The 22,514-nt window shown below is 66.6% G+C and carries 17 protein-coding genes; 5 read left to right on the top strand and 12 right to left on the bottom strand.

Annotated features, from left to right (window positions below; genetic code table 11):
• Positions 1-21: 21 nt before the first annotated feature.
• The 8 genes from JL37_RS20150 to JL37_RS20115 all read right to left on the bottom strand — a co-directional run bounded on the left by JL37_RS20150 (position 22) and on the right by JL37_RS20115 (position 11,185).
• On the bottom strand, positions 22-1,431 hold the full coding sequence (locus JL37_RS20150; RefSeq protein ID WP_043546308.1) for an amidase: 1,410 nt from the start codon (positions 1,429-1,431) through the stop codon (positions 22-24).
• 27 nt (positions 1,432-1,458) lie between these two features.
• The gene (locus JL37_RS20145; RefSeq protein WP_052097431.1) at positions 1,459-3,156 is read right to left on the bottom strand and encodes an ABC transporter ATP-binding protein; all 1,698 of its coding nucleotides are present in this window, start codon (positions 3,154-3,156) and stop codon (positions 1,459-1,461) included.
• Positions 3,156-4,046, bottom strand: coding sequence for an ABC transporter permease (locus JL37_RS20140; RefSeq protein ID WP_043546307.1), 891 nt, complete (start codon positions 4,044-4,046; stop codon positions 3,156-3,158). Before JL37_RS20140 ends, JL37_RS20145 begins: the two co-directional genes overlap by 1 nt.
• 10 nt (positions 4,047-4,056) lie before the next feature.
• On the bottom strand, positions 4,057-4,998 hold the full coding sequence (locus tag JL37_RS20135; RefSeq protein WP_043546306.1) for an ABC transporter permease: 942 nt from the start codon (positions 4,996-4,998) through the stop codon (positions 4,057-4,059).
• 24 nt (positions 4,999-5,022) lie between these two features.
• Positions 5,023-6,588: an ABC transporter substrate-binding protein gene (locus JL37_RS20130; RefSeq protein WP_043546305.1), complete on the bottom strand. Its 1,566-nt coding sequence runs from the start codon at positions 6,586-6,588 to the stop codon at positions 5,023-5,025.
• Positions 6,589-6,668: 80 nt separating this feature from the next.
• Entirely contained in the window at positions 6,669-8,177 is a 1,509-nt protein-coding gene (locus tag JL37_RS20125; RefSeq protein ID WP_043546304.1) for a M81 family metallopeptidase, read from the bottom strand.
• Positions 8,178-8,369: 192 nt separating this feature from the next.
• Complete coding sequence (locus JL37_RS20120) at positions 8,370-9,863, bottom strand: CoA-acylating methylmalonate-semialdehyde dehydrogenase (RefSeq protein ID WP_043546303.1); 1,494 nt, start codon at positions 9,861-9,863, stop codon at positions 8,370-8,372.
• A complete protein-coding gene (locus tag JL37_RS20115) occupies positions 9,860-11,185 on the bottom strand; it encodes an aspartate aminotransferase family protein (protein ID WP_043546302.1) in 1,326 nt (441 codons plus the stop codon). Before JL37_RS20115 ends, JL37_RS20120 begins: the two co-directional genes overlap by 4 nt.
• Positions 11,186-11,345: 160 nt before the next feature.
• On the opposite strand from JL37_RS20115, the gene JL37_RS20110 reads away from it, so the two are divergent.
• Positions 11,346-12,761, top strand: coding sequence for a PLP-dependent aminotransferase family protein (locus JL37_RS20110; RefSeq protein ID WP_043546301.1), 1,416 nt, complete (start codon positions 11,346-11,348; stop codon positions 12,759-12,761).
• A gap of 175 nt (positions 12,762-12,936) precedes the next feature.
• On the opposite strand, the gene JL37_RS20105 is transcribed toward JL37_RS20110, so the two are convergent.
• From JL37_RS20105 to JL37_RS20090, 4 genes are all read right to left on the bottom strand, one after another.
• Positions 12,937-13,422 carry a dihydrofolate reductase gene (locus tag JL37_RS20105; RefSeq protein WP_043546300.1) on the bottom strand — a complete coding sequence of 162 codons (486 nt, stop codon included), beginning with the start codon at positions 13,420-13,422 and terminating at the stop codon, positions 12,937-12,939.
• Between the two features lie 77 nt (positions 13,423-13,499).
• Positions 13,500-15,563 carry a bifunctional diguanylate cyclase/phosphodiesterase gene (locus JL37_RS20100; RefSeq protein ID WP_043546299.1) on the bottom strand — a complete coding sequence of 688 codons (2,064 nt, stop codon included), beginning with the start codon at positions 15,561-15,563 and terminating at the stop codon, positions 13,500-13,502.
• 436 nt (positions 15,564-15,999) lie between these two features.
• Positions 16,000-16,971 (bottom strand): thymidylate synthase, encoded by a 972-nt coding sequence (locus JL37_RS20095; protein ID WP_043546298.1) that lies wholly within the window; start codon positions 16,969-16,971, stop codon positions 16,000-16,002.
• Positions 16,972-16,977: 6 nt separating this feature from the next.
• Positions 16,978-17,421: an OsmC family protein gene (locus JL37_RS20090; protein ID WP_043546297.1), complete on the bottom strand. Its 444-nt coding sequence runs from the start codon at positions 17,419-17,421 to the stop codon at positions 16,978-16,980.
• 123 nt (positions 17,422-17,544) lie between these two features.
• Here JL37_RS20090 and coq7 point away from each other — a divergent pair, with 123 nt between their 5' ends.
• The 4 genes from coq7 (at position 17,545) to JL37_RS20070 (ending at position 22,514) form a co-directional block, all read left to right on the top strand.
• Positions 17,545-18,222 carry a 2-polyprenyl-3-methyl-6-methoxy-1,4-benzoquinone monooxygenase gene (coq7, locus tag JL37_RS20085; protein WP_043546296.1) on the top strand — a complete coding sequence of 226 codons (678 nt, stop codon included), beginning with the start codon at positions 17,545-17,547 and terminating at the stop codon, positions 18,220-18,222.
• Positions 18,223-19,000: 778 nt separating this feature from the next.
• Positions 19,001-20,107 (top strand): glycosyltransferase, encoded by a 1,107-nt coding sequence (locus JL37_RS20080; RefSeq protein WP_043546295.1) that lies wholly within the window; start codon positions 19,001-19,003, stop codon positions 20,105-20,107.
• A gap of 95 nt (positions 20,108-20,202) precedes the next feature.
• Positions 20,203-21,480 (top strand): Vi polysaccharide biosynthesis UDP-N-acetylglucosamine C-6 dehydrogenase TviB, encoded by a 1,278-nt coding sequence (tviB, locus tag JL37_RS20075; RefSeq protein ID WP_156124348.1) that lies wholly within the window; start codon positions 20,203-20,205, stop codon positions 21,478-21,480.
• An 8-nt stretch (positions 21,481-21,488) separates the two neighbouring features.
• Positions 21,489-22,514 carry an SDR family oxidoreductase gene (locus JL37_RS20070; RefSeq protein ID WP_043546294.1) on the top strand — a complete coding sequence of 342 codons (1,026 nt, stop codon included), beginning with the start codon at positions 21,489-21,491 and terminating at the stop codon, positions 22,512-22,514.

The raw sequence follows: 22,514 nt of genomic DNA, 5'->3' as shown, positions 1-22,514 counted from the left end.
TCTGGGTCTGCTGGGGAAGGGTCAGGCTGCCTTGGGGGGCTGCGGCCAAGGATGTTGCGCGGGGCGCATCCGCTCCCAGGCTCGCGCCAGGCGCAGCACGCCCAGGTCGTCGAAGCGCGGGCCGGCGATCTGCAGGCCGATGGGCAGGCCGGCATTGGTGTAGCCGCAATTGACGGAGGCTGCGGGCTGCTCGCTCATGTTGAAGGGCAGGGTGAAGCCGATGTGGTGCATCGTGGTCGCGACTTCGTTGGTGGGCGACGGCCATTCGGCGTTGTAGGCGACCACGGGCGCCACGGGCGACAGCACGTAGTCGTACGGCGCGCAGGCCGCGACCGTCTTGGCGCGCACGTTCAAGGTTTCGTAGTAGCTGCGGAACACGGCTTCGCCGGACTGGCCGCCGCCGCTTTCCGCCCAGGCGCGAATGAAGGGCAGGATCCTGGCGCGGCGGGCTTTGGGCAGGGCGGCCAGGTCCAGCGCCGAGCGGGTGCGCCAGAAACGGTCCACGCCGTCCAGCATGTCCGGGGTCATCCAGGGCTGCATGGGCGTCACGATGGCGCCCGCGGCCTCGAAGGCGCGCGCCGCGGCCTGCACCGCGTCGAGGATCTCGGGATCCACCGGCAGGCCGCAGCCCGCGTCCATCAGCAGACCGATGCGCAGGCCGCGCACATCGCGCTCCAGGTCGTGCCAGTCGATTTCCTGGTAGGGCAGGCTCATGTGGTCGCGCGCGTCGGGCTGCGACAGCACGCCCATCATGAGCGCCGCGTCGGCCACGGTGCGGGTCATCGGGCCGGCGCAGCGGCCCATGAAGGGCGGGTCGATCGGGATGCGGCCCAGGCTGGGCTTGAGCGTGGCGATGCCGCACCATGCGGCCGGCAGCCGCACGGAGCCGCCGATGTCGGTGCCGATATGCAAGGGACCGTAGCCCGCCGCGGCGGCGGCGCCGGCGCCCGCGCTGGAGCCGCCCGGGTTCTTGGACAGGTCCCAGGGGTTGCGGGTCAATTCGTGGAAGCTGGACAGCCCGGATGACAGCATGCCGTAGTCGGGCATGGTGGTCTTGCCCAGCAGCACGGCGCCGGCCTCGCGCATGCGGGCGGCGGGGGGCGCGTCGGCGGGGGCCGGGGTGAGGTCGGTCGCGGCGGTGCCCAGCGGCACGGGCACGCCGCGCGTGGCGATGTTCTCTTTGATGGTGGCGGGCACGCCGTCCAGCGTATGGCCGCCGGCCGATTGGGGCTCGCCCTTCATCCAGCGGGCCTCGGAGGCGCGGGCCATCTCCAGCGCGCCTTCAGGATCCAGCGCATAGGTGGCCTTCAGCTGCGGTTCCCAGCGCGCGATGTGCTCCAGCACGGAGCGGGTGGCTTCGACGGGCGACAAGGTCTTGTCGCGGTATGCCTGAAGAAGCTCCACTGCGGACATTTCATGCGGTTGCGGCATTTCGGTTCCTGTAGGCGGATCGTTGCGTCACGGCGCGGAGGCCGGCGCCAGGCCGGCCGAGATGGGCCGGAAGTTGCGGAAGTCCCAGTCTCGCCCGGGCGCCGCGTCGATCAGGGCACGGGTGTATTCGTGGCGCGGCTCGGTCAGGACGGTTTCGGCCGAGCCGGTCTCGACGACCTTGCCGCGCTGCATGACCATGATGGTGTCGCAGATCTGGGCGGCCACGCGCAGGTCGTGCGTGATGAACAGCACGCCCACGCCGGTGCGCTGGCGCACCTGTTCCAGCAATTCCAGCACCTGCGCCTGCACCGATACGTCCAGCGCGGACACGGCCTCGTCGGCCACCAGGATCTCCGGATCCATGACCAGGGCGCGCGCGATGCAGATGCGCTGGCGCTGGCCTCCCGAGAACTGGTGCGGGTAGCGCTGCATGGCGTCGGGGCTCAGGCCCACCACGGCCAGGGTCTCGCCGGCGCGTTTCAATGCCTGCTCGCGCGGCACGCCGAAGTTGAGCAGGCCTTCGATGATGGACTCACCGACGGTGCGGCGCGGGTTCAGCGAACGGTAGGGGTCCTGGAACACGATCTGGATCCGGCGGCGCACGGGGCGCAGGGCCGAGCCCGACAAGGTGCTGAGGTCTTCGCCTCCCATCATCATGTGGCCGGCGGTGGGTTCGATCAGGCGCACGATGCAGCGCGCCACGGTGGACTTGCCCGAGCCCGATTCGCCCACAATGCCCAGGATCTCGCCCTTGCGCAGCGTGAGGTTCACGTCGGAGGCCGCGATGATGTTGTGCGCTGCCTTGCGCGACAGCACCGACTGCTTGCCGCCATAGGTGCGGCCCAGCCCCTTGACGTGCAGCACCGGCATGCCGGAGGGCGCTTCCCGGCGTGACGGGACCAGGCTGGGCACCGAGGACACCAGGCGCCGGGTATAGGACTGCTTGGGCTCGGCCAGGATCTCGTCGCGGGTGCCGCTTTCGACCAGGTCGCCGCGGTTCATGACGATGATGCGGTCGGATATCTCGGCCACGACGCCGAAGTCGTGGGTGATGAACAGCACCGCGGTCCGGTGCTTGACCTGGAGCTCCTTGATGAGCGCCAGGATCTGCTTCTGGGTGGTGACGTCCAGCGCGGTGGTGGGCTCGTCCGCGATGAGCAGCTTGGGCTCCAGGATCAGCGCCATCGCGATGACGATGCGCTGGCGCTGGCCACCCGACAACTGGTGGGGGTAGGAGTCGAAGATGCGCTCGACGTCCGGCAGGTGCACGGACCGGAACATCTCCAGCACCTTGGCGCGGCGTTCGGCGGCCGACATCTTCTTGCGGTGCAGGCGCAAGACTTCGTCCACCTGCTTGCCCACCGTATGCACGGGATTCAGCGCCGTCATGGGTTCCTGGAACACCATGGCCATGCGGGTGGCGCGCATTTCGCGCAGGCGGCGCTGCGTGGCCGTGACCACGTCTTCGCCCTCCACGCGGATCGATCCGGCGTTGACGGACAGCACGCCCGGAGGCAGCAGGCCCATGACGGCCAATGACGTAACGGACTTGCCAGAGCCGGACTCGCCGACGACACATACCGTTTCGCCCGCGTGCACGTCCAGGCTGAGGTTGCGCACGACACGGTTGCCCGCGCCCGCGACTTCCACCGAGAGATTGCGGATGGCCAGGATGGCGGACGAGGTGTCGCCTGCCGGGGGAGTGGGGGTATAGGTTGTCGGCATCAGATTCTGCGCACCATTTTCGGGTCCAGCGCGTCGCGCAAGGCGTCTCCCAGGATGTTCACGCTGAGCACGGTCAGCGACAGGAACAGGCCGGGAAAGAGAATCAGCCCGGGCAGCATGCGGAAATACATGCGGCCCTCGGACATGATGTTGCCCCAGGAGGCGATCTCGGGGGGGATCCCCGCGCCCAGGAAGCTGAGGATGGCCTCGGTCAGCATCGCCGACGCGAAGACGTAGGTCCCCTGCACGGTCAGCGGAGCGATCGTGCTGGGCACCATGTGGCGCCACAGCAGCAGCGGCAATGGCGTGCCCAGCGCCAGCGCGGCTTCCACGTAGGGCTCGCCGCGCACCGTCAGGATCTGGCCGCGTACCAGCCGCACCACCCGGGGGATTTCCGGGATGGTGATGGCCACCAGCACGGTCATGAGGCTGGCGCCCGTGACGGACACCAGGGCGATCGCCAGCAGGATGCCGGGAATGGCCATGATGGCGTCCATCGTGCGCATGATCAGCCCGTCCAGCGAGCGGAACCAGCCGGCGATCACGCCGATGACCAGGCCGATGGCGACGCTGACGACCGCCGCGCCGAGGCCCGCGATGAGCGAGACGCGGGCGCCGTAGGCCACGCGCGACCAGACGTCGCGGCCGAAGGCGTCCGTGCCCAGCAGATAGTCGGTGAAGGGTTGTTTCAGGCGCGAGCCCGGGTTGATGAGGGTGGGGTCGACGGTGCCCAGCAGGGGCGCGAACAGCGCGATGACGACGATCGCCGCCAGCACCACCAGCGCCAGCATGACAGGCCAGCTCTTGAGCCCCTGGCGCACCTGCCGCCAGGCCGTGACTTGAGGATTTCCGCCGCCGGGAAGATCGGCGACGTCGGTTGGCGTTTGCATGGGCCGGCCCCTAGTATCTGATCCGCGGGTCGAACACCATGTAGGCGCAATCGACAACCAGGTTGATGAACACGTAGACGAACGCGAAGAAGAGCGTCAGGCCCTGGATGACCGGATAGTCGCGGGCGAGCACGGCTTCCACGACCAGCCGGCCCAGGCCGGGGATGTTGAACACCGATTCGGTCACGACGACGCCGCTGATCAGCAGCGCGATGCCCAGGCCCACGACGGTGGCGATCGGCACGGCGGCATTGCGCAGGGCGTGCCCCAGCAGGACGCCGGTTTCGCCCAGGCCCTTGGAACGGGCGGTGCGGATGAAGTCCTCTCCCATGACCTCGATCACGCTGGTGCGCGTGATGCGCGCGATCAGCGCGACGTAGACCGTGGACAGCGCCAGCGACGGCAGGATGAGCCGGTGCAGGAACGGCCAGAAGCCATTGGCCAGCGGCGAGTATCCCTGCACATTGAACCAGCCCAGCTTGATGGCGAAGAGCCAGATGAGCAGATAGCCCGTGACGAACACCGGCACGGAGAATCCCAGCACCGAAAAGCCCATCACCGCGCGGTCCAGCAGCTTGCCCTGGCGCCACGCCGCGAGTATGCCCAGGGGAATGGCGACGAGCAGGGTGAAGGTGAGGGTCAGGACGGCCAGGCCCAGCGAGGGCTCCAGCCGCTGGCCGATCAGCTTCGTGACGGGCACGCCGGACATCAGCGAAGTGCCCAGGTCCCCTTGCAGCAGCCTGCCGCCCCAGATGAAGAACTGCTTGATGACCGGCTGGTCCAGGCCCATCGTCTGCCGTATCTGCTCGATACGTTCGGGCGTGGCGCCATCGCCCGCCATGATGATGGCCGGATCCCCCGGGCTGAAACGCAATATCGCGAAGACCACCACCGCGACCATCACCAGAACGGGGATGGTCGCGAGGAGCCGGCGTGAGACAAATGCCAGCATGTAATTCCCCCTTACTGCTGCCCGTCAAGGGGCTTTCTTGACGTTCCAGAACGCGAAGACGGGCGCATGGACCAGGCCCGAGAGCTTGGCCGAGTACACCGTGGGCACGGACATCTGGCCCAGCGGCACGTACAGGCCTTCGTCGATGCCGATGCGCTGCACTTCCTCGGCGATCTTCTTCTGTTCCGCGGGGTCGGAGGTCAGCGCCATCTTCGTGCGCAGCTCCTCGATCTGCGGGAAGTCGGGCCAGCCGAACCAGGCGTTGTCGCCGTTGGCGGCGGCCGGGGCGGAACGGACCGGATCCATCACGTCGGTGGCATACCAGTTGGTGTTGTGGACGTTCCAGCCGCCTTCCGCGGGCGCGGCCTTGGAGGCGCGGCGGGTGGCCACGCTCTGCCAGTCCATCGCGGCCAGGTTGACGTTGAAGCCGGCCTTGCGCAGCGCCTGGGCCATCACGACCGGCTGAGCCGACAGCGTGCCCACGTCGGTTGCGTGCATGACCAGGATGGGCGTGTTGTCGTAGCCCGCTTCCTTCAGGAGGGCCTTGGCCTTCTCGATGTTGGAGGGCACCACCATGTCCTTGCCGATGTCGCTTTCCAGCGGCGTGCCGCAGCCCCACAGCGAGGCGCAGGTCTTCCAGTACTTGGGATTGCCGACCAGCGCCTTCATCACGTCTTCCTGGCCGATCGCGTACATCGCGGCCTGGCGGATCTTCTTGTTGTTGAAGGGCGGGTACTTGAAGTTGAAGCGGTACATCGTGAAGTAGCCGACCGGGCTGAGCGACTCTTCCTTCAGGTCCTTGTTGCCTTCGATCATCGGGAGCAGGTCGTACGGAAATTGCTCGACGAAGTCGATCTCGCCGCCCAGCAGCGCATTGGCCGTGGTGAGGGCGTCGGGCATGACGTCCCACTCGACCTTGTCCACGTTCACGACCTTGCCGCCGGCCAGGCCGCTCGCGGGTTCCTTGCGGGGCACGTAGTCGGTGTTCTTGGCATAGACCGTCTTCACGCCCGGCTTGAATTCGACGACCTTGAACGGACCCGAGCCGGTCATGTCGGTGATGGGCTGGCCGATGGCCAGGTCCGCGATGCGCTTGGGCATCATGAAGGGCGCGGTGCCGGTGGGCTTGGACAGGGCGCGCAGCGCCAGGTCGGTGGGCTCTTTCATGACGATGCGGAAGTTCTTGTCGTCGATGACTTCGATCTTGTCGGTGAACTTCATCAGCGTGCGGCCCATGCCGTCGCCGGCGGCCCAGCGTTTGATCGAGGCCACGCAGTCTTCCGAGGTGACGGGCTTGCCGTCATGCCATTTCTGGCCGTCCCGCAGCGTCATGGTGTAGGTCTTGCCGTCGGGCGAGACTTCCCATTTTTCCAGCATCTGCGGCTGGATCTTGTTATCGGCGTCGGTGGCCAGCAAGGTGTCGTAGATCATGTAGCCATGCCATGTCGTGATGTACGCAGTGGTGGCATGGGGATCGGTCAGGCGCAGAGGCGAGTGCATCACCGTCTTTATGACGGTTTCGGCGTAGGCGCCGTGAGCCATCATGAGGGTTGCGCCCGCCAACGCGGCGGCTCGGACGAACTTCAGCATGAATCTTCCCCTTGATGCGTAATGAGCGGCGCGATGCGCCGCTGCGTCGTTAACCCGCCGCGCGAGGCGGCGTGCGAGGTTCAGGCGGTAGCCGACTGGCCGGAAAAGACCGGTCCGCAAGGCGCCATTCTGATGCCCGGGCGCAACCGTGTCCATGGTTGTTTTGCCGCATCCATCAGCATCGAGCCGGGGGCCGCGCACACCAGGATCGTTTGCGCGATCGGAGAGAAATCGGCGCGGAAGTGCGCGGAACTCTTGACGACGAGGATGGCCGCGCGCCGCGGCTCCACGCCCGCGAAGCGGAACATCTCCTGGTCGGCCATCTGCACCTTGTTGGAGGCGACGACGATGCGCACGCCGCCGATGCGCAGGCAGGCGCTGGGGCCCAGGTCCATGTGGAATCCGCGGTAGAACGCGCCGTGCGTGTCGAAACGCCCATCCGAAGTTTTCTCGACAATGAATTCGGTGTCCAGCGGTTCATCGTCGGGAATACCCGAATGTCCACCCAGTGCAATTCGGACCTTTTTCCCTACGCCCGCGCGGTGGGCGGCCAGCGCGGCCTCGGGGTCCACGATCAGGCCGATGGCGGCATCGCGCGCGTCATGGCGGATCAGGGCGCGCAGCACGCCGGTGGTGTCCGAGCTGCCGCCCGCGCCCGGGTTGTCCTGCGCGTCGGCGATGACCACCGGCCTGGCAGCATCGCGCGCCAGCCGCATGGCCTCTTGCACGGCTTCGTCGGGCGTGTACAGCCTGCCGCCGAAGTCGCGTTCGGCGTTGAGCACGGCGCGCGTCATTTCGTCGGCCGCGGCGTCGGCTTCGGCCTGGGTGGCGCCATAGGCCCACACCGTGGGCGCGCATTCGGGGAAGTCCGCCGCGGGAAAGCCCGTGGCGAATGACAGGCTGGCCGCGCCGCGCGCTTCGATGTCGCCCACGAGCTGGTACAGGCTGCGGGATGGCTCGATGTCGGTGGACTGCCAGCACAGCGAGATCAGATAGGGCAGGGAGCGCAGCGCGACGCAGGGCCGCGGCATGCCAGCCAGCCGCATCGACAGCAGCCCGGCCGCGCGCTGCCCGGTTTCGGCCATGTCGATATGGGGATAGGTGCGGTAGCAGACCAGCGCGTCCGCGTGGCGCGCCATGGCGCGGGTGACGTTGGCATGCAGGTCCAGGCTTGCCACGACAGGCACGTCCGGCCCCACCAGCTCGCGCACGCGGCGCAGCAGCTCGCCTTCGCCGTCGTCCAGGTGTTCCGTGACCATGGCGCCGTGCAGGTCCAGGTAGACGCCGTCCAGCGGCGCTGCCTGCGACAGTCCCTGCAGGATCATGGCGCTGATGCGTTCGAACGCGTCCTTGGTGACAGGGCCGGAGGGGCTGGCCGCGGCCCAGGTGGTGGGCAGCAGCGTGTGCTGGCCCATGGCCTCGATGAAGCCCGCCACAGGGATGTTGGCGCCCGCGACCGCCTGGAACATCGCGGGCCCGCTGACCAGCCTGGGCCAGCCCCCGCCTTTCTCGGCGAAATCCTCCCAAGCGGCGCGCGACGGCGCGAACGTATTGGTCTCATGCTGAAACCCGCCTATCCCGATGCGCATCGGATTCCCCAATCGTCTCAATGTAAAAAAGCGCGGGAATCACCCCGCGCCCATCGCGCTACCCATCATCCACAAGCCGGCACCTCGCCCCAAACCGGCAAACCCTCCCCCAAGCGGGGTCGCGCGGATCCGGCTCCGCCGGTCCGCAGCGACGCCCCCTGGGGGGAAGCGCGCAGCGCTTCGGGGGGGGGCTCACTTAGCCACTGGCATGGTGAATTCCGCGCCCTTGGCGATGCTGTCCGGCCAGCGCTGCATCACGCTCTTGTAGCGCGAATAGAAGCGGATGCCTTCCTCGCCGTAGGCATGGTGGTCGCCGAACAGCGAACGCTTCCAGCCGCCGAAGGAATGCCAGGCCATGGGCACGGGGATCGGCACGTTGATGCCGACCATGCCTACCTTGATCTGGCGGGCGAAGGCGCGCGCCACGCCGCCGTCGGAAGTGAAGCAGGCCACGCCGTTGCCAAATTCGTGGGCATTGATCAGTTCCACCGCCGAGGCGAAATCTGGCACGCGCACGATGCACAGCACGGGTCCGAAGATTTCTTCGCGGTAAATGTTCATCGAAGGCTTCACGTTGTCGAACAGCGTGCCGCCCAGGAAGAAGCCGCGCTCGTTGCCGGGCACGCTCAGGCCGCGCCCGTCCACCACCAGGTCGGCGCCGGCGGCGATGCCGTCCTCGATGTAGCCCATGACCTTGCCGCGATGCTGAGCGGTCACCAGCGGACCCATTTCGGCGTCGGACTGCATGCCGTCCTTGACGATCAGCGACTTCACGCGCGGGGTCAGGCGCTCGATCACCTTGTCGGCCACATCGCCCACCGCGACTGCGACCGAGATGGCCATGCAGCGTTCGCCGGCGGAACCATAGGCCGCGCCCATCAGAGCGTCGGTGACCTGGTCCAGGTCCGCGTCGGGCATGACGACGAGATGGTTCTTGGCGCCGCCCAGCGCCTGTACGCGCTTGCCGCGGCGGGTGCCTTCCGCGTAGATGTATTCGGCGATGGGAGTGGAGCCGACGAAGGACAGGGCTTCCACGTCCTGGTGCGCGATCAGCGCGTCCACGGCCTGCTTATCGCCTTGCACGACGTTGAAGACGCCGGGGGGCAGGCCGGCCTCGGTCAGCAGCTCGGCCAGGCGCAGCGATGCCGACGGGTCGCGTTCGGAGGGCTTGAGCACGAAAGTGTTGCCGCACGCGATGGCCACCGGGAACATCCAGCACGGCACCATCATGGGAAAGTTGAACGGCGTGATGCCGGCCACCACGCCCAGGGCCTGGCGCATGCTCCAGTTGTCGATGCCGCCGCCGATCTGGTCGGAGTACTGGCCTTTGAGAAGCTGGGGAATGCCGCAGGCGAATTCGACGATCTCGATGCCGCGGGTGACTTCGCCCTTGGCGTCGGAAAAGACCTTGCCGTGCTCGCGGGTGATCAGCTCGGCCAGTTCGTCCTGGTGCTTGTCCAGCAGCGCCTTGAAGTTGAACAACACGCGGGCGCGCTTGAGCGCGGGAGTTTCGGACCAGGCCGGAAAGGCGGCCTTGGCGGCGGCCACGGCCAGCGCCACGTCTTCATTGGAAGCCAGAGGGATCGACGAGGTGACTTCGCCGGTGGCCGGGTTGAAGCCGTCGGCGTAGCGGCTGCTGCTGCCGTCGTAACGCTGGCCGTTGATGAAATGGGGGATCGTCTTCATGCTACTTCCTTCAGGACCTTGCCGATCTGTTCGAAGATCTGCCCGATCTGTGCTTCTTCGATGATCAGCGGGGGAGAGACGGCGATGATGTCGCCGGTGTAGCGCACCATCAGGCCGCTGTCGAAGCACTTCTGGAAGACTTCGGCGGCGCGGGCGCCCGGCGCGCCGTCGCGCGGAGCCAGCTCGATGCCGCAGACCAGGCCCAGGTTGCGCACGTCGATCACGTGGGGCGCGCCCTTCAGGGAATGGGCGGCCGCTTCGAAGGCGCCGGACAGCTTGCGCGCGCGGCCGAACAGGTCTTCGCGGCGGTAGATGTCCAAAGTCGCCAGGATGGCGGCGGCGGCCAGCGGGTGCGCCGAATAGGTGTAGCCGTGGAAGAACTCGATGCCGCCGGCGGGGCCGTTGACGATGGCGTCATGCACCTCGCGCTTGACGGCGACCGCTCCGGCGGGCACGGCGGCGTTGCTGACGCCCTTGGCCATGGCGATGATGTCCGGCGTCACGCCGAAGAATTCCGAGGCGGTGGCGGCGCCCAGGCGGCCGTAGGCGGTGATGACTTCGTCGAAAATCAGCAGGATGCCGTGCCTGGACGTGATTTCGCGCAGCTTTTCCAGATAGCCCTTGGGCGGGATCAGCACGCCGGTGGAGCCGGCCATGGGTTCGACGATCACGGCTGCAATGGTGGACGCGTCGTGCAGGGCGATGATGCGCTCGAGCTCGTCGGCCAGTTGGGCGCCCCAGGCGGGCTGGCCCTTGGAGTAGGCGTTCTGCTCCAGGTTGTGCGTGTGCGGCAGGTGGTCGACGGCGGGCAGCAGCGCGCCGGAGAAAGTCTTGCGGTTGGCGGAAATGCCGCCAACCGAGATGCCGCCGAAGCCCACGCCGTGGTAGCCGCGCTCGCGGCCGATCAGGCGGGTGCGCTGGCCTTCGCCGCGGGCGCGGTGATAGGCCAGGGCGATTTTCAGGGACGTGTCGACGGATTCGGAGCCCGAATTCGTGAAGAAGACGCGGTCCAGCCCCTGGGGCATCAGGCCGGCGACGGCCGTGGCCGCTTCGAAGGCCAGCGGATGGCCCAGCTGGAAGCCCGGCGCGTAATCCATGGTGCCCGCCTGGTTGGCGATCGCGGCGACGATTTCCTCGCGGCCGTGGCCGGCGTTGACGCACCACAGGCCGGCGGTGCCGTCCAGGACCTGGCGCCCGTCGGCCGAGGTGTAGTACATGCCTTTGGCCGTGGCCAGCATGCGCGGATGGGCCTTGAACTGCTTGTTGGCGGTGAAAGGCATCCAGAGATGGGACAGATCGGGCAAGGCGGCGGGGGCGTTCATGGCGGCTCCAGGGTAGGACAGGCGCCGGGCTCGCGCGACGATCGCGCAGCCAGCGGCATGCAGACGATTCTGGTGCGTCCGGAGGGGAATGCAAATATACGATCCGCGCAAATGCCGCTAACTGTATAGTTATAGGCGGCACAACTGTACAGTTATCTCCGTGATCGATTTCCAGCCCAACCGCGCTCGCGGCCATGCTCCGACCCTGGTCGAACAACTGGTCGCCGCCATCCTGCAGGCCATCGAGGCGCAGACGCTGCGTCCGGGCATGCCGCTGCCCTCGGTGCGCGAGTTTGCGCGCCAATACGGCGTCAGCACGTTTACCGTGGCCAGCGCCTACAGCCGGCTGGTGTCGCTGGGCTGGCTGGCGGCGCGGCCGGGCGCGGGGTACCGGGTCGCCACGCCGGACGCGCCCGCGCGCCCGCGCCAGCCGCTGTCCTGGGAACCGCCTCGCCTGAACGCCGGGTGGCTGCTGTCGGACATCTTCGCGGACCACTCCATTCCCATCAAATCGGGATGCGGATGGCTGCCGGGCGAATGGCTGAACGAAGAGGGGTTGCACATGGCCCTGCGCCACCTGGGGCGGGTGCCGGCGATGCGGATCGCGAACTATGGGCATCCCTACGGCTATGCGCCGCTGCGCGAAACCATCGCGGCCAGCCTCAGCGCGCAAGGCATGGAGGTCGAGGCGTCGCAGGTCCTGCTGACGCAAGGCGTGACGCACGGACTGGACATGGTGATCCGCACCCTGCTGCGGCCGGGCGACACGGTGGTCGTGGAGCAGCCGGCCTACGCCAATCTCCTGCAGATGCTGAGGCTGGCGGGCCTGCGGGCCGTGGCCGTGCCGCGCACCCTGGAGGGGCTGGATTGCGATGCGCTGGACGCCGCCGTGGCCCGGCACCGGCCGCGCGCCCTGTTCGTCAATACCGCCCTGCAGAATCCTTCGGGCGCCAGCATCGGCATGGCCAACGCGTTCCGCATCCTGCAGGCGGCGGAACGCCACGGCCTGTGGGTGATAGAGGACGACATTTCCCGCGAACTGGCGCCCGGCGTGACGCCGATGCTGGCCGCGCTGGACGGCACCCGGCGGGTGGTCTACCTGGGCGGCTATTCCAAGGTCATCAGCCCGTCGGTGCGGGTGGGCTACGTGGTCGCGCACCGGGACCTCACCCGCGACATCGCGCGCACCAAGATGGCGGTGGGCCTGACGTCGCCGGAGATCATGGAGCGCATCGTGCACCAGGTCATCCGGGAAGGGCGCTACCGCGCCCACATCGCCCGCACCCGAGAGCGCTTGGCCCAGGCCCATGCCGGCGTGGGCCTGCTGATGGAGCAGCACGGCTTCGAGATATACGGACGGCCCCAGGGCGGCCTGTTCCTGTGGGCCAGGGCCGGCGGCCAATGGCGCGAGCGCGGCGCCAACGGCCTGGCTGAGCTGGCTCTCAAGGACGGCATCTGGCTGGCGCCCGGCTCATACTTCGAAGTGGACGAGGCCGACACCCCGTGGATACGCTTCAACGTGGCCTACTCCGAAGCCCCCGAGCTCTGGCGCTTCATGCACAACGCAGGCGCGTAGGATGGGTGTAGCGCGAGATCATCGACGCAAGAACGCAATTGCCCAGCGCGCGAAACCCATGCGGCCGTGGGCAGACTGTTCCTGGCATCGGCCGAAAAACAATCGATTGCGGCCGCATGGGTTGCGCGCGCCGGAGAGCCGTGTTCTAGCTCAAGAACTCTCGCGCTCCACCATCCTACGGGCGTTCGTACGTAACGAAGTCGTAGTCGTAGCCGTTTTCGGCGGGCTGCGGCGCGCGCGCCGTTTCCTTCCATAGGAAGGACGGCAGCAGCGGGAAAAAGGCGTCGCCCTCGACGTCGGCGTGGACTTCGGTGGCCAGCACGCGCCGCGCCAGCGGCAGGGCCTGCGCATAGATCTGGGCGCCGCCGATCACGAAGGCTTCATCGACGCCGCCGCAGGCGTCGATGGCCGCCTGCAAGGTCGGGACCACGGTCGCGCCCTCGGCGGTGAAGTCCGGGTTGCGGCTGATCACGATGTTGCTGCGGCCGGGCAGGGGGCGGCCCAGCGAGTCCCAGGTCTTGCGGCCCATGATGATGGGGCGGCCCAGCGTGCTGCGCTTGAAGTGCGCCAGATCGCCCGGCAGCTTCCAGGGCAGGGCGTTGTCGCGGCCGATGGCGCGGTTGGTGGAATAGGCGACGATCAGGGTGAGGCTGGCGGACATGCGGATGGCTACGTTGGAGATTCGGTTGGACGCGCCTAGCGTAGCAAATTTGCGCGGGCTGGCGCCGCGCGGGCGGCTCAGTCCGCGGCGTGTTCCAGGAATTCGGTGGCCGGCATGGGCTTGCCCAGGAGGAAGCCCTGCAGGGAGTCGCAGCCCAGGCCGGTAAGGAATTTCTGCTGCGCCGCCGTTTCCACGCCCTCGGCCACGATGCGCAGGTTGAGCTGCTGCGCCAGCGCGACGATGGCCGACACGATGGCGGCGTCCTCATTGTCGTTCTCCAGTTGGTTCACGAAGCCCCGGTCTATCTTGAGTTCGGTCGCGGGCAGGCGTTTCAGATAAAGCAGGCTGGAGTAGCCGGTGCCGAAGTCGTCGATCGAAATCGTCACGCCCAGGGCCGACAGGCGCTTGAGCACGGCCAGGCTGGCCTCGGCGTCGCGCATCGCGGTGGACTCGGTCACTTCCAGGGTCAGGCAGGCCGGCGGAACGTTGTGCCGCAACAGGGCGGAGCGCACCGTTTCCACCAGGCTGGCGTGGGCGAACTGCAGCGCCGAGATGTTGACGGCGATGGTCCAGTTGCCCTGGCCGGCGTCTATCCATTCCCGCATCTGGCGGCAGGCTTCGTTGATGACCCATTCCCCGATGGACAGGATCAGGCCGGTCTTCTCGGCCGTGGGAATGAACTGGTCCGGGCCGACCAGGCCGCGCGTGGGATGGTTCCAGCGCAGCAGCGCCTCGGCGCCGACGATGGGGCCGGAGGGCGCCTCGTACTTGGGCTGGTAGTGCAGGACGAATTGGTTGCGTTCCTGCGCCAGCCGCAGGTCGTGCAGCAGTTCGATCTGTTCGTGCGCGTCCGCGTTCATGGACGGTTCGAAGAAGCTGTAGCCTGTGCCGCCCAGGCGCTTGGCGTGATACATCGCGGCGTCGGCGTTGGTCAGCAGGGCGTGGGTGTTCTCGCCGTCGTTCGGGTAGATGGCGATGCCGACGCTGGAGGTGACCAGCACCTCGTGCCCGTAGACGGCGACCGGGCGGGCGATCGCGTCGATCAGGCGGTCGGCCACGTTGGCGGCGTCGGTGGGTTCGATGACTTCGCTGAGCACGATGAATTCGTCGCCGCCCAGGCGCGCCACCGTGTCCTGGGTGCGCAGGGTCTGGCGGATGCGCTGCGCCAGGTCGACCAGCAGGGCGTCGCCGGTGTGGTGCCCATAGGCGTCGTTGACCGCCTTGAAACCGTCCAGGTCGAAGAACAGGACGGCGAAATAGCCCTTGCGCCGGCTGGCGCTCTCGATGGCCTGCTCCATCCGGTCCTCCAGCAGGATACGGTTGGGCAGTTTGGTGAGGGTGTCGTGCAGCGCCAGCTGCACCAATTCCTCGTTGGCCTCGGCCAGCGAAGAGGCGAGGGCCGAGGTGCGCGCTTCCAGCCGGTTGTCCAGCACCGCGACCAGCAAGGCGATTGCGAGCACGCTCAAGGTCACCGCGGTGACCGCGATGGCCAGCCAGCCGGCCGAGATGCCGCCGTCCGCCGCCATGCAGATACTGCCCTCCGGGAAGCCGGCGGCTTCCATACCCGTGTAGTGCATGCCCACGATGGCGAGGCCCATGACGACGGCGGCGAGCGGGCGCGACAAGGCCATACGAGGGCCGTCGTGGCGCAGGCGGTAGGTAATCCACAGCGCCGCGCCGGAGGCGGCCACGGCGATGAGGATGGACAGCGCGAACCATTTCGCGTCGTAGGCGATGCCGGGCGCCATGCGCATCGCGGCCATGCCGAGGTAGTGCATCGCCGCAATGCCGACGCCCATCAGCAGGGCGCCGACCGCCAGCCGCCGGCCGGGCAATTCATCCTTGCTCACGGTCCAGAGCGCGAATGCGGAGCAGCCGATGGCGATGCCCAGCGACAGGACGGTCAACGACAGGTCGTAGCCCATCGGGATGGGCAGGGTGAAGGCCAGCATGCCGACGAAATGCATGGACCAGATGCCGACTCCCATGGCGAAGGCGCCGCCTGCCAGCCAATAGCGCGCGGCCGGCAACCCGTTCGCCGCCCTGACGCGGTTGGCCATGCCCAACGCTGTGTATGACGCCAGGATGGCGACCCCTAGGGATACGAGGACGAGCGAAGGGTTATAAGTTCCAACGAGCATTTGTGGGGTCCTGTCCTTAGCGCATACAGCCGCCGCGCGGGCTTCAACTCAAATCAATTGGTAGTCAACAGTTGCAATTCGATCGCAGGGCAAGTCCTGCTGCCGAGTTTGGCGATATCGGTACTCTCTGGTCGGGAAGGGGAAGGCGGTTGGGTAACGCCGGCGGTCGGCGTTGCCAGGCGGAGTGCCCGGTTTCGCGGCGAGCGACGGGCAGGGCGCGGCATGGGCCGGTCGGAGCCAACGGCGCGCGAGACATGCCGGACGCGCGTCCGTGGCTAAGGGATGGGTTATACCGAAATCGCGCTTCCAGAAGCTCACCAATCTTCACTTGCGCCCAGGGGCGCGCGGCCGGGCGGCCCCAGGCTCGCGCCCAGGGCAACAATGCCGCGGCAGATCCGTTCCGTGAGCCGCGGGCCCGTGGCCCGACGAATGGACCTTAGACGGCCATGGCCGCCGTGAGCGGGGCGTGGTGCCGGTAGCCGGAAAGCGAGAAGTCCCCGGATTCCACCTTTTCCAGCCATTCGGGTTCGTAGCGGCCGGTGGCCGCGAAGTCCGGGATGCGGTCCGACAGGACCAGGCGGGGTGCCTCGTAGGGCTCGCGCGTCAGCTGCTCGCGCAGCATCGGCAGGTGGTTTTCATAGATGTGGGCGTCGCCGATGAAGTAGGAGAACCAGCGCGGCGTGTAGCCCGTCAGCCGGCCGACCAGGTGCAGCAGGGCGGCGCCTTCGGTCAGGTTGAACGGCGTGCCCAGGCCGACGTCATTGGACCGGATGTACAGGCACAGGGAGATTTCGCGGGTGGTCGCGTTCGGCAGGAACTGATACAGCAGGTGGCAGGGCGGCAGCGCCATTTCCTCGATCTGCGCCCAATTCCAGCCGTGGAACAGGATACGGCGGTCGCCCGGACGCTCGTGGATGGTGTCCAGGCATTGCCGCAACTGGTCCACCGCCTTGTACAGCAGCACTTTCGGGTGGCCGCCTTCTTCCAGGTCGGCCACCTTGGCGTACCCGCGCGAGAGGGCGTCGGCGATCTGGTCGCCGCGGCTGGCGTCCAGCATCTTGTACGCGGGCCATTGGCGCCATTGCACGCCGTAGACCGGACCGAGGTCGTCGGCCCCTTCGCGATACGGGTTGGCCAGCCACTGGCTGTTCTCGTTGGCGTTCTGGTCCCAGACCTTGCAGCCGAGCTCGCGGAATTCAGCCGCGCTGCGGGTCGCGCGCAGGAATCCCACCATTTCGCCGATGGCCGATTTGAACGCCAGCTTCTTGGTGGTCACCGCGGGAAAGCCTTGCTGCAGGTCGAAGCGCAGCGATGCGCCCGGCATGCTCAGGGTGCGTATGCCGGTGCGGTTTTCCTGCCACGCGCCGGTGTCCAGGATGGTTTGAACGAGGTCCAGATATTGTTTCATGGTGGTTCAGGCTGCTGCGGGGGTTTCCTGCGTGTCGACGATATCGACCGAGAACGTCAACGTCGCCGTCTTTTCCAGCATTGCCGAGGCGGAACAGTATTTTTCATGGGAGAGCTGCACCGCGCGCTCGACCGCGGCGCGCGGCAGGTTGCGGCCGGTGACGGTGAAGGCGAAATGGATGCGCGTGAAGACCTTGGGATCGCTGTCGGCGCGTTCGGCCTGCAGCTTGACGCTGCAGCCGCTGACCGCGTGGCGGCCGCGCTTGAGGATCAGCACCACGTCATATGCGGTGCAGCCGCCGGTGCCGGCAAGCAGCATTTCCATCGGGCGGGGAGCCAGGTTGTGGCCGCCGCCGTCCACGGCGCCGTCCATGACGGCCACGTGGCCGCTGCCGGTGCTGGCGGTAAAGAGCATGCCGTTCGGGCCGCCCCAGTCGATCGTGCATTCCATTTTGTCGTGTCCTTGAGCTTGAGCGCAGTCAATGGTCGATGATACCTGTTGCGTACAATTCCAGGCATGAGAGTCCCGCCCCGCATCAGGGGCGTGGACGCCTGCCTTGCCGAGGAGTCGCTTATGTCCACCGCCCTGTCTAGATCCGGCCCTGTTTCTTTCCTGCGTCGCACCAATCCGCTGGACGCCTTGCTGGCCGAAGCGGACCGGGCGTTGCGGGTATTGAGCGGCAGCGCCACCGCCGGGCGGCCCTATCCGGCCACTGCCGACGAGGCCCCGCAAGCCCTCTCGGCCCAGGAAAAGCGCCACGCGGCCGGACTGATGCGCGTGAACCACGTCGGCGAAGTCTGCGCCCAGGCGCTGTACCGCGGCCAGGCCTCCGTGTGCCGCGACCCGGCGCCCCGCGCGCTGCTGCTGAATGCCGCTTCCGAAGAGGTGGACCATCTGGTCTGGTGCAATCAGCGGCTGACGGAACTCGGCAGCCGCGCCAGCCTGTTGAATCCAGTCTGGTACGCAGGATCTTTTGCGCTTGGCGTGCTGGCCAGCTACGCCGGCGTGCCCCGCAACCTGGGGTTCATGGCCGAGACCGAAAAGCAGGTGGAGGCCCACCTCGAAAGCCATCTGCGCACCTTGCCGGTGCAGGACGAGCGTTCCCGCCAGATCGTCCAGAAGATGAAGGAAGACGAAGCGCAGCACCGGGCCAGCGCGGAGAAGGCCGGGGGCGTCCCCCTGCCGCTGCCCGTGAGAACGGCAATGAAGGCCATGTCCAAGGTCATGACGACCACGGCCTACTGGATCTGAGGCGCTCCGCATCGAAATGTTGCGATGCGCAAAAAAGCTGCAAGACGGTGCTGAACGCACCGTTTTGGTGCAAAAGATAGAGCGGGATTACCCGATGCGATCTAGGGTTAATCCGAAACGGGTTTACCCATTCGGCAAAAACCCTTTTTTTGAACAGAGCGAAGATTGGCGCGGGTTTCCAGGGAGAAGAAAAAGCTCCTGAGGCAAAAACGCAACGAAAAAAACCGCCACGCTTGCGGATCAAAAAAAATCTTGCATCGCACAAAAAACCTCTGTACTATTCACTCATCGGATGTTGAAACGCAGTCGGCGCGGTGCAAAACCCCGAAAGCGCAGCGAGCGGAAGTCCAGCTCCCAACATGCCAAGGTTGTCTCCTCCACCCTCCTCCTTTGGTGGATTTAGCCCGAGATCTCACGATCTCGGGCTTTTTTTTGCCTGGATATGATGCGTCCCTTATTAATGAGGAGCGCGGTCCGTCGCCCTGGGGCAGGCATGTTTTCCGCCCTTGGGCGATCTTCGCGTTTTCCCTTGGATATTTCGGGTGCGCCAGGGCGGAAAGTTCTACAATTGCGCCATGAAACCTGTATTTCCGCGCGTCCGCGGTTCAGCCGCGGCGGTACGGCCTGGACGGCGGCCAGGATGTAGGCGAATGCCCCGGCCCAGGGAGTTACGTTCTGTGCCTGGGAATTGCACTTCCTTATTCCTCCCATATATGGGCGTTACACCTGCCTCCGATAATGGCGGGCCTGTCTCGATAGACCAACCAGAGGTGATTCTGTGACCTGGCTGTACATTTGCGTGGTCGCATTCATGGTGGGGGGACTCATCGTGGCGTCGGAGCGCTGGCATGGCGCTTTCACTGGCGACAGCGATCTCAACAAGCCTCAGGCCAACCACTCCCGGGCCACGCCCCGCGTTGGCGGCCTGGCTGTGCTTGCGGGCACGCTCGCGGGCTTGCTGGTGCTGGGTCCCAGCAACATGACGCTGACCTGGCTGTGGCCCGCGCTGTTCGTCGCGGCGCTGCCCGTTTTCGTGGCCGGCCTGCTCGAGGACATCACCAAGGACATCGGCGCCAGCAAGCGCCTGCTGGCCGCGTTCCTGTCGGCCGCGATCGCCTGGTGGCTGCTGGGCGGCGTCAGCCGCGTCGGTATGGCCCCGGTGGATTACGTGCTGTCTTTCTGGCCGGTGTCGCTGCTGTTCACCATGTTCGCGGTGGGCGGCTGTACCCATGCGCTGAATATCGTGGACGGCATGAACGGCCTGGCGGGCATGGTGGCCACCCTGATGGCGGTGTCGATCAGCCTGGTGGCGCTGCAAGTGGGCGACGTGCCGATCTTCCTGGTTGCCGCGGCGCTGGCGTCGGCCACGCTGGGCTTCCTGGTCTGGAACTTCCCGTTCGGCCGCGTGTTCCTGGGCGACGGCGGCGCGTATTTCCTGGGCTTCATGCTGGCCGAGCTGGCCGTGCTGCTGGTGGTGCGCAATCCGTCGGTGTCGCCGTTCTACGCTTTGGCTGTGTTGTTCTACCCCGTTTTCGAAACCGGCTTCTCGATCTGGCGCCGCCGTTTCAAGCGCGGCGTGCCGGTGGACCAGCCGGACGCGCTGCACCTGCACCAACTGGTGTTCCGCCGTCTGGTCCGCGTCACGTTCAGCCGCGGCCGCCGTCACGCCGTGCCCGCGCTGTGCAATGCGCTGGCATCGCCTTATATGTGGGTGCTGGCCCTGATCGGCCTGGTGCCGGCCACCATCTGGTGGGACAACGCCTGGGCGCTCGGCGCCAGCCTGGTGGTGTTCGCCAGCGTGTATATCTGGCTCTACGCGCGCCTCGTATCCTGGCGCCGCCCCGGCTGGCTGCTGCTGCCCTCCGTCTTGCGGACCACCGATTAGTGTTGAGCGCCCCGGCGATCTCCGCCGGGGGCTCGGTTATCCATCACCCGACCATATTTAAAATGCCGTAATCGCTCTACGGTGAAGGGAGAGTTATGTTGCGAATCCAGGATGTGAAACTCGCTGTCGTCGGCCTGGGCTATGTGGGCCTGCCGCTTGCGGTGGAATTCGGCAAGAAGCGTCCGGTCATCGGTTTCGATATCAATGCGCGCCGCATCGAGGCCCTGAAGGCGGGCCACGACCATACGCTGGAAGTCAGCGACGCCGAGCTCGCCGAGGCCGCGCAGCTGAGCTACACCGCCGACCGCGCCGAACTGGGCAAGGCCAACGTGTTCATCGTGACCGTGCCGACCCCCATCGACGAATACAAGCAGCCGGACCTGACGCCGCTGGTCAAGGCCAGCGAAACGATCGGCTCCGTGCTCAAGCGCGGCGACATCGTCATCTACGAATCCACCGTCTATCCGGGCGCCACGGAAGAGGACTGCGTGCCGGTGCTCGAGCGCGTGTCGGGCCTGAAGTTCAACGTGGACTTCTTTGCCGGCTACAGCCCCGAGCGCATCAACCCGGGCGACAAGGAACACCGCGTCAGCACGATCAAGAAGGTCACTTCCGGCTCCACGCCCGAGGTGGCCGAGCTGGTCGACCAGCTGTACAAGGAGATCATTACCGCCGGCACGCACAAGGCGTCCAGCATCCGCGTGGCCGAGGCCGCCAAAGTGATCGAGAACACGCAGCGCGACGTGAACATCGCGCTGATCAACGAACTGGCCCTGATCTTCAACAAGATGGGCATCGACACCGAGGCCGTGCTGCAAGCGGCCGGCACCAAGTGGAACTTCCTGCCGTTCCGCCCGGGCCTGGTGGGCGGACACTGCATCGGCGTGGATCCGTACTACCTGACCCACAAGGCGCAATCCATCGGCTACCACCCCGAGATCATCCTGGCGGGCCGCCGCCTGAACGATTCGATGGGCGGCTACGTGGTGTCGCAACTGGTGAAGGCGATGACCAAGCGCCGCATCCATGTGCAGGGCGCGCGCGTGCTGGTGATGGGCCTGACGTTCAAGGAGAACTGCCCGGACCTGCGCAACACCCGCGTCGTCGATATCGTGAAGGAACTGGGCGATTACAACGTGGACGTGGACGTCTACGACCCGTGGGTCGATCCCGCCGAAGCCGTGCACGAGTACGGCCTGACGCCGGTGGACAAACCCGAGGAAGGCAAGTACGACGCCGTGATCCTGGCGGTGGCGCACAACCAGTTCAAATCGATGGGCGCCGCAGGTATCCGCAAACTGGGCAAGCAGGAGCACATACTTTATGACCTGAAGTACGTGTTGTCGCCTGCCGAGTCCGATCTGCGCCTGTAAGGAAGACCATGACTACACGCTTTGAAATCGTCAAGAAAGAACTGTCGGCGGCTCCTCGCAAGTGGCTGGTGACCGGCTGCGCGGGCTTCATCGGCTCGAACCTGCTGGAAACGCTGCTGAAGCTGGACCAGACCGTTACCGGCCTGGACAATTTCGCCACCGGCCACCAGCGCAACCTGGATGAAGTCCAGGGCTCGGTGACGCCCGAGCAATGGGCCCGCTTTTCCTTCATCGAAGGCGATATCCGCGATCTGGAAGCCTGCCGCCGCGCCACGCAGGGCGTCGATTTCGTGCTGCACCAGGCGGCCCTGGGCTCGGTGCCGCGCTCGCTGAAGGATCCGATCACCACCAACGAGGTGAATATCGGCGGCTTCCTGAACATGCTGGTGGCGGCGCGCGACGCCGAAGCCAAGTCCTTCGTGTATGCGGCCTCCAGCTCCACCTACGGCGACCATCCCGCGCTGCCCAAGGTCGAAGAGAACATCGGCAACCCCTTGTCGCCTTACGCGGTGACCAAGTACGTCAATGAGCTGTACGCGGACGTATTCGCGCGCGCCTACGGCTTCGAGACCGTGGGCCTGCGCTATTTCAACGTGTTCGGCAAGCGGCAGGATCCCAACGGCGCCTACGCGGCCGTGATCCCCAAGTGGACCGCCGCGATGATCCAGGGCGAAGACGTCACCATCAATGGCGACGGCGAGACCAGCCGCGATTTCTGCTTCGTGGAAAACGCGGTGCAGGCCAACATCCTGGCGGCCATGGCGCCGGCGGAAGGGCGCAACCAGGTCTACAACGTGGCCGTCAGCGGCCGCAGCACGCTGAACCAGCTGTTCGACTTCCTGGCTCAGGCCCTGGGCAAGCAGGGCGTGCCCTATGGCAAGAAGCCGGTCTATGCCGATTTCCGCCCGGGCGACGTGCGCCATTCGCAGGCGGACGTCAGCAAGGCGGGCCGGTTGCTGGGCTACGCCCCGACGCACACGGTGCTGGAGGGCCTGGAAGTCGCCATGCCCTGGTACACGCAATTCCTGCGTTGA

This window comes from Achromobacter sp. RTa, from assembly GCF_000757485.1.
Taxonomy (GTDB): domain Bacteria; phylum Pseudomonadota; class Gammaproteobacteria; order Burkholderiales; family Burkholderiaceae_B; genus Achromobacter.
This window is presented reverse-complemented; position numbering and strand designations above follow the sequence as displayed.

Excerpts from the sequence above, each read along its gene's own strand:
- JL37_RS20150 (WP_043546308.1), bottom strand. The coding sequence starts at position 1,431 with ATGCCGCAACCGCATGAAATGTCCGCAGTGGAGCTTCTTCAGGCATAC.
- JL37_RS20145 (WP_052097431.1), bottom strand. The coding sequence starts at position 3,156 with ATGCCGACAACCTATACCCCCACTCCCCCGGCAGGCGACACCTCGTCC.
- JL37_RS20140 (WP_043546307.1), bottom strand. The coding sequence starts at position 4,046 with ATGCAAACGCCAACCGACGTCGCCGATCTTCCCGGCGGCGGAAATCCT.
- JL37_RS20135 (WP_043546306.1), bottom strand. The coding sequence starts at position 4,998 with ATGCTGGCATTTGTCTCACGCCGGCTCCTCGCGACCATCCCCGTTCTG.
- JL37_RS20130 (WP_043546305.1), bottom strand. The coding sequence starts at position 6,588 with ATGCTGAAGTTCGTCCGAGCCGCCGCGTTGGCGGGCGCAACCCTCATG.
- JL37_RS20125 (WP_043546304.1), bottom strand. The coding sequence starts at position 8,177 with ATGCGCATCGGGATAGGCGGGTTTCAGCATGAGACCAATACGTTCGCG.
- JL37_RS20120 (WP_043546303.1), bottom strand. The coding sequence starts at position 9,863 with ATGAAGACGATCCCCCATTTCATCAACGGCCAGCGTTACGACGGCAGC.
- JL37_RS20115 (WP_043546302.1), bottom strand. The coding sequence starts at position 11,185 with ATGAACGCCCCCGCCGCCTTGCCCGATCTGTCCCATCTCTGGATGCCT.
- JL37_RS20105 (WP_043546300.1), bottom strand. The coding sequence starts at position 13,422 with ATGTCCGCCAGCCTCACCCTGATCGTCGCCTATTCCACCAACCGCGCC.
- JL37_RS20100 (WP_043546299.1), bottom strand. The coding sequence starts at position 15,563 with ATGCTCGTTGGAACTTATAACCCTTCGCTCGTCCTCGTATCCCTAGGG.
- JL37_RS20095 (WP_043546298.1), bottom strand. The coding sequence starts at position 16,971 with ATGAAACAATATCTGGACCTCGTTCAAACCATCCTGGACACCGGCGCG.
- JL37_RS20090 (WP_043546297.1), bottom strand. The coding sequence starts at position 17,421 with ATGGAATGCACGATCGACTGGGGCGGCCCGAACGGCATGCTCTTTACC.
- coq7 (WP_043546296.1), top strand. The coding sequence starts at position 17,545 with ATGTCCACCGCCCTGTCTAGATCCGGCCCTGTTTCTTTCCTGCGTCGC.
- tviB (WP_156124348.1), top strand. The coding sequence starts at position 20,203 with ATGTTGCGAATCCAGGATGTGAAACTCGCTGTCGTCGGCCTGGGCTAT.
- JL37_RS20070 (WP_043546294.1), top strand. The coding sequence starts at position 21,489 with ATGACTACACGCTTTGAAATCGTCAAGAAAGAACTGTCGGCGGCTCCT.